Here is a 6,306-nt window from a genome sequence, read left to right as displayed (position 1 = left end):
AAGGTAGCCAAGATTTGATTTACTACTGGCTGCCATCATTTTGAACGGTAGTAATTTAATGAACGAACATAACCAACCGGCTGGCTCGTAAAACCATGACTTTTCGTTCAGGCACTAGATAGATTATAACTGTTGAACCCGGACCCGATCACTTTGGGTCGGTAGCATTTGGTATAAATGGATTTTACAGGTTATTTTTAACATACCTGTGCGCCATAGCAACAGCATCTGAAATCTCAGGAGATTTCGGAAGGGTTGCTTCAATTTGATACAAATAATGACGATTTTCCACAGCTTCAAATGAGGGAGCAAAGTTAAGGTCAAATACCCAGCTTATCTGCAGAAGCTTAAAGTCATTTAAAGTTTTCAGGTCTTCCATCCGGGCTATTTTTTGGTTCATGACGGCTTCAAGAACCCTGCCGGACCAGATCGGATCGTCGGGGAGATTCAACTCTATGGCAGAGTTCTTAAAATGATCACGCTGGTGGTAATAATCTATCACCACTTTCCAAATATCGAGCTTGTCCGCATCCCGTAGGAGGCGCATGTAAAAAAGCTCTGTTTTATCTTTGGTGTCCGGAAGTGCCGCTACATTGTGATACGCGATTGCTTTGGTGATCAGACGCTTTTCGTCTTTAGTATTTTTAGAGAGAACTCCATGGGTGGCCATTTGCCTTAAGCTGAGCTTGGCATGGTTTTCAGAAGCGATATCACTGAAGGTACCGTACTTCGCGTATTGCTCAAAGCGTCCCATATCATGGAATAAAGCCATTGTTTCGGCAAGTATAAGCTCATCATCCGACAGATTCAGCGCATGGCCGATCATGATAATATTTTTGCATACGCGCCTGGTATGATTTTTTTTCAGCCGAAACGGATAGTTGTATTCTGCATCATCGGTGGTGTATCCGGATACGTATTCGTCAAACCAGGTTTTCAGGCGAGCAAGATCTTTTCGGTTCATAGATATTTTTTTTCGAGAAAGTCCGCCAATTCTTTTATCTCTTCCAGGCCAAAAATTGGAACGGAAAGGTTTTGCTTGGTATTGGTAACAAAAGCAATGAGATTGCCGTCTTTCGCACAAAGGGGTTTTCTGTGTGTTTCCGACCGGAAAACTTCTATTTTGGGTTTGTTTCCCTTTTTAAAACCTTCGGTAATTACCAGGTTCATGTCGGGAAAATACTTTTCAAGATCGTCTAAAGTGTCATGATTTTCATTTTTGACCATAGCAATCTTTCCGGAGGAAGCAACCACAACCGTATCCGCACCGGCCTGCTGGTGCCTCCAGCTGTCTTTTCCCTTTTTATCGATATCAAACCCTTCGGATGCGTGTTTGATGGTACCGATCTTGTATTCTCGTTTTTTCAGTTCGGCAACCAGCTTTTCCAAAAGAGTTGTTTTTCCCGATCCTGATTTACCCACGATTGAAATAATTGGTGGCATAAGTATTATCTGTTTAAATGAGTCAATGGATTTTCGTTTATACGCATTACGATTTTCGCTGGAAAAACTAAGCTGCAAAACAGATATTGTCAAGCCAAATAAAATATTATAAGCATTCATGTGTATATTGATGGCAAACAGTATAAGCCCCCGGGAGAAAAAATGATTCCTATTTCCCTAGATGATCCATTTACATTTTCCTGCTCCGCTGAAGTGCCATGTTTCAATGAATGCTGCAGGGATTTAAACCAGTTCTTAACGCCATACGATATCCTTTGCCTTAAAAATTACCTGGATATGACCAGCGGTGCATTTCTTGAACGCTATACCACTCGACACACAGGCCCTGAAAGCGGACTTCCGGTCATTGCATTAAAACCAGGGGATGCTTTAAAATGTCCTTTTGTGACGGAGTCTGGATGCAGTGTGTATGATTCCCGGCCATCATCCTGCCGGATGTACCCACTTGCCCGTGCCGTGTCCCGCTCCCGGGAAACAAGTCAGATAACTGAACATTTCGCTTTGCTAAAAGAACCCCATTGCCGGGGTTTTGAACAGGAAAACACCCAGACGGTCAGACAGTGGATTACGGATCAAAAACTAGCCGGATATAATGAGATGAATGATAGGCTAATGGAAATCATCAGCCTGAAAAATCTTACCTTACCGGGTCCGCTGGATATGAAATCAAGTCATCTTTTTCACCTTGCCCTGTATGATCTCGACAGATTCCGTATTCATATTTTTGAAAAAGGATTACTGGATGATTTTAACTTCGATTCCGCTGTACTGGAAGCGGTAAAAAATGACGATGTTGAGCTGTTAAAACTTGGTCATCGTTGGATCAAGAAAATACTTTTTGGGGATATATAAAAAACTATTTTTGGAGCAGATGAATTATGGAGTCACCAACTTCCAATATAAAAGCGAAATCCGGCATCCGGGGTAAAGTCGCTCTGGTACTCGGAGCGATTAAAGGGATTGGCAAAGGAATCGGGCTTGCCCTTGCCAATGAAGGCGTAAAGGTGGCCCTTACCTATTTTGACTGGGAAGAAAGCCTTGACGAGATGAAGAATGATTTTGCCAGAACCGGCACAGAGCATCTGATTATGAGACTAGATCTTTTAAGAACCGCTGAAATCCACGGGCTTATTCAAAAAATTATGGATCATTTCGGGCGCCTGGATATTCTCATCAACAATATCGAACGCGGGGGGTGGCCGGTGGTCCACGGGCCATACGTAAAAGAGCAGTGGGACCTTGAAATGGAAACCACCCTCCGCTCAAAAAGATGGGTTTTTGATGCGGCCCTGCCTTTTCTTAAAAAATCAGCTAACGGTGTTGTGGTAAATTTTTCCTCTATTGCCGGAATGACAGGCAGGTGTGGTCCTGCCGGGTACATTTTCAACGAAGGATATTCTGCCGCAAACCGGGGAATCTCTCTGTTAACCGAAACATGGGCCAGGCTGGGGGCACCGGAGGTCAGGGTAAATGAGATTATGCTCGGTATGGTTGAAACCAGGCACGGGGAAAAAACCCGGGGATGGGGGCTTTTGACTGATGACCAGAAACAGGCCATCATCGATCATACCCTGCTTCAACGAAACGGAACCATTGAGGATGTGGTTAAAACAACTCTCTTTATTATCAAGGATGCACCATTTATGACCGGAAGTGTGCTAAGGCTTGATGGAGGGTATGTGTTGGGCGGGGAAAAGATGGTGCCCATGCCGAAAGGGGCGGAAAATATCTAGTGCGGTGAATTTTTTGAGGTGTCGGAGAGTTTTTCAATCTCTACTCAGTTCGTCCGGAGAGGCTCCCATTTGCCCGTATCAGTCTTAACAAATAAGTCCATCACTCTGTACACGCCCCCTATCTTCTCAGTTAAATCCATACAGGCAGAGACGATCAACGCTGCCGTGGGGTTCTGTCCCCTGGGGCTGGTTCAAATCGGATCTCAGTCCGCCTAGGCGGACCGGACGCCGGTTTCTCGAAAATATTGTTAAGACTGATACGGGCAAATGGGAGCCTCTCTGGACGAGCCACTATAGTGGTTGTCAAAAAAACGTTCCGTTATCGAAACGTTTTTTTCTACAACCACTTATACCGCAATTCCATATTTCGGTACATATTTATGGCAAGCGGTATAACAATCATTAAAGCTCAATCGGTTCACAGAAAAGGCCATTGATAAGAAACTCCCCGATCCCTCAATTATTTCATTGGCCGTATATACTTGGTTTTGATTCCCCAGATGAAGTATTTCACCCACTCAAAGCCGAACTTCATCAGCTGGGTATCATCCGCTTTAATTTTTTTGAGAAGGGCCGATTTCACCTTGTACCTTTTTAAAAAGCTGCTGTTAAACACAAAGTCGGAAAACCGGTCGATATTGTAGGTGGCCATGAAAGCCATTTTTGCCTTTGGACCCTGTGGTCCTTCGCCACCCCATGGATCAGTCTGAAACAGCCGCTTTACTTTGGCCCATCTTCCGGTCATCTCATTGTACACAACCGCATTCTGATCATCTTTCCATGCTTGGGGGGTCCATTTTTTTTTCTCATGCTGTCCCAAGCAAAAATCCGGCGGTCTGAAAAAATAAACCGCTTTCGCTTTTTTCGTTTCAGCATCATAAAGAGATCCCTGTTCCAGTGGAAACATGCGGCAGGCGTCGGGCCGATCAGGATACACGGTGCAGCCCGATTTTGTTAGAAAAGGACAGGTCTTCTCATCATCTTCCGACATGTGCAAAAGGACTTCCGGGAAAAAGCTGGTCTCGCGCATGACCATGTCGACATATTTATCCAAAAACTCATCAGAAGAAATCCCCAGCCGGTTTTTCAACCGGATCACATCGTAAGGATAGAGATAAAGGTTAAGGTTGCGACAACACAGGTTGAAGCAGTCAAGCTTTGAATGGCATTGAAATTGAAAATTATCCCCATCTTCAAGTTTTTTACCGGGCAACTCGTCTAATTTATCTATATCTACATATTTCATAATTATATTTCTACGCCAAAGCTTATCTCCAGTTATGGGAGCAATTTTTTTAGGTTAATTTTCCGGTTCTTAGTTTTCTGATTTGACACCGTCAACGTATACAGCTAAAATAACAGTTAAAGCAATGGAGGTCAACTCTCATCAACTGTGCTGCCAGGGAAAAGGCGTGTATGAGAAACAGTATGGGAAAAAACCAGTATAGACGGTTTAACAGGAGGATTTTTTATGGCACATAAAGTCATTACAACAGACCGGGCCCCAGGAGCTGTCGGTCCTTATTCACAGGGGATCGTTGCAGGCAACTGGCTTTTTGTCAGCGGGCAGCTCGGGTTGGACCCGAAAACAGGTGAATTTGCAGGTTCGGATCTTGCCTCCCAGGCACACCAGGCCATGGAGAATGTCAAACAAATTGTGCTGGCTGCAGGATATGATCTTGGCCAGGTTGTTGCTGTGGATGTCTTTCTTACGGATATGGGAGATTTTGTCGAGTTTAACGGGATCTATGAAAAGTATTTTTCACAGCACCGACCGGCACGGGCTGCAATTGAGGTCAGCGCTCTTCCAAAAGGAGGACTGGTGGAGATCAAGTGTATCGTTTGCAGTGATTCGATTTAGCCTTAGAGGCATAATGGAATAGAACCACAATTTCCAGTGGTGTTTACTTTTGCAATAACACGGTTGCCCATAAAAACAGCTCAGTCAGTTCAAGATTGTGCTAAGCCTCCAGCGGTATGGTAAAAGAAAAGGTGGATCCATCACCGTTTCCCTCGCTTTCTACCCAAATTTTTCCACCATGCGCGTCAACGGCCATTTTGCAGAAAGCTAGACCCAAACCGCCTGTTCCGGATTTGACTCCTGAGTTTTTGAGTTTCACCTGTTCAAATTTATCGAAAACCCTGTGGTGGTATTCCGCCGCCAGGCCGTTCCCGTTATCTTTTACACTAAAAATGATACTTCTTTCTTCAGCAAGAAAACCGGTGGTAACCTCTATCTTTTCTCCTTCAGGTGAATGCCTGATCGCGTTGGACAGAAGATTTGCAATCACTCTCTTAATCAAGTTTGGATCGATCCTAACAGCAGGAACATCTTCGGAATTGAAAAACGCCAGCGATATCTGATCCATCTTGGCACGCGACATGAACTGCTCCATTAGGCCGGCCAACATTTCTGTCATATTGACCAGTTCTTTTTGCGGCTGCAGTTTTCCTTTCTCCATCTTATTGACGTCAAGGATGCCTTGAATCAGCTGCCGGATATCTGCACAATAGTTGAGACATTTTTCAATCCCATCGAGCTGGATTTCTGTTAGGTTTTCAAACTTGATAATCTCAAGATTTCCCAGGATGGCGGTGAGCGGATTGTTTAAGTCATGGACGATCATATGGGTTAATCCTTCTCGAACACTCTCCAATTCCTTTAACTTATTGTTTTTCAGTGCCAGCTCCTGGTAACTGTTGAGCAGTTGATCATGATAAGACTTGATGCGAAGCAGAGATTTAACGCGTACCATAAGCTCGATTCGATTCACCGGTTTACTCAGGAAATCATCCACTCCGACTTCCAATGCCCTGATACGCTCTTTTTTTCCGCTTAAGGCGGTGACCATAATCACGGGAATCATCAGCGTATGATCGTCCCGCTTCAATCGTTTACATACCTCAAACCCATCAATTCCGGGCATCATTACATCAAGCAAAATCAGGTCCGGATTGAAATCTGTCACCATTTCAAGAGCGTCTTCCCCGTTTGACGCTGCTGCAATCTCATATTGCTCGGTTACCAGATAGGCTTTCAGCAATTTGATATTTCTTTCTTCATCATCAACGATTAAGATTTTGTTTCTTTCCACCAACCATCCTCCTG

Annotated in this window: 7 protein-coding genes; 3 read left to right on the top strand and 4 right to left on the bottom strand. The window is 44.2% G+C overall.

The window, feature by feature from the left end; translation table 11 throughout:
- Window positions 1-184: 184 nt before the first annotated feature.
- Window positions 185-964 carry an HD domain-containing protein gene (locus SWH54_15920; protein ID MDY6792750.1) on the bottom strand — a complete coding sequence of 260 codons (780 nt, stop codon included), beginning with the start codon at window positions 962-964 and terminating at the stop codon, window positions 185-187.
- Window positions 961-1,443 carry a molybdopterin-guanine dinucleotide biosynthesis protein B gene (gene mobB / locus SWH54_15915; protein ID MDY6792749.1) on the bottom strand — a complete coding sequence of 161 codons (483 nt, stop codon included), beginning with the start codon at window positions 1,441-1,443 and terminating at the stop codon, window positions 961-963. The genes SWH54_15920 and mobB overlap by 4 nt, the downstream gene beginning before the upstream one ends.
- A 162-nt stretch (window positions 1,444-1,605) precedes the next feature.
- Here mobB and SWH54_15910 point away from each other — a divergent pair, with 162 nt between their 5' ends.
- A complete protein-coding gene (locus SWH54_15910) occupies window positions 1,606-2,316 on the top strand; it encodes a YkgJ family cysteine cluster protein (protein ID MDY6792748.1) in 711 nt (236 codons plus the stop codon).
- A 26-nt stretch (window positions 2,317-2,342) separates the two neighbouring features.
- Window positions 2,343-3,197, top strand: a complete 855-nt coding sequence (locus SWH54_15905) for an SDR family oxidoreductase (GenBank protein ID MDY6792747.1) — start codon at window positions 2,343-2,345, stop codon at window positions 3,195-3,197.
- Window positions 3,198-3,657: 460 nt separating this feature from the next.
- Here SWH54_15905 and SWH54_15900 read toward each other — a convergent pair whose 3' ends face one another.
- The gene (locus SWH54_15900) at window positions 3,658-4,443 is read right to left on the bottom strand and encodes a YkgJ family cysteine cluster protein (GenBank protein ID MDY6792746.1); all 786 of its coding nucleotides are present in this window, start codon (window positions 4,441-4,443) and stop codon (window positions 3,658-3,660) included.
- A gap of 225 nt (window positions 4,444-4,668) precedes the next feature.
- Here SWH54_15900 and SWH54_15895 point away from each other — a divergent pair, with 225 nt between their 5' ends.
- Window positions 4,669-5,058, top strand: a complete 390-nt coding sequence (locus SWH54_15895) for a RidA family protein (GenBank protein MDY6792745.1) — start codon at window positions 4,669-4,671, stop codon at window positions 5,056-5,058.
- Between the two features lie 100 nt (window positions 5,059-5,158).
- On the opposite strand, the gene SWH54_15890 is transcribed toward SWH54_15895, so the two are convergent.
- Window positions 5,159-6,292 (bottom strand): response regulator, encoded by a 1,134-nt coding sequence (locus SWH54_15890; GenBank protein MDY6792744.1) that lies wholly within the window; start codon window positions 6,290-6,292, stop codon window positions 5,159-5,161.
- Window positions 6,293-6,306: the final 14 nt, after the last annotated feature.

This window comes from Thermodesulfobacteriota bacterium (assembly GCA_034189135.1).
Classification (GTDB): Bacteria; Desulfobacterota; Desulfobacteria; order Desulfobacterales; family JAUWMJ01; genus JAUWMJ01.
The sequence above is the reverse complement of the archived record's forward strand: the minus strand, read 5'-3'. Positions and strand labels throughout refer to the sequence as shown.

Bases quoted from the DNA above. Each gene is read 5' to 3' on its own strand.
- SWH54_15920 (MDY6792750.1), bottom strand. From the start codon at position 964: ATGAACCGAAAAGATCTTGCTCGCCTGAAAACCTGGTTTGACGAATAC.
- mobB (MDY6792749.1), bottom strand. From the start codon at position 1,443: ATGCCACCAATTATTTCAATCGTGGGTAAATCAGGATCGGGAAAAACA.
- SWH54_15910 (MDY6792748.1), top strand. From the start codon at position 1,606: ATGATTCCTATTTCCCTAGATGATCCATTTACATTTTCCTGCTCCGCT.
- SWH54_15905 (MDY6792747.1), top strand. From the start codon at position 2,343: ATGGAGTCACCAACTTCCAATATAAAAGCGAAATCCGGCATCCGGGGT.
- SWH54_15900 (MDY6792746.1), bottom strand. From the start codon at position 4,443: ATGAAATATGTAGATATAGATAAATTAGACGAGTTGCCCGGTAAAAAA.
- SWH54_15895 (MDY6792745.1), top strand. From the start codon at position 4,669: ATGGCACATAAAGTCATTACAACAGACCGGGCCCCAGGAGCTGTCGGT.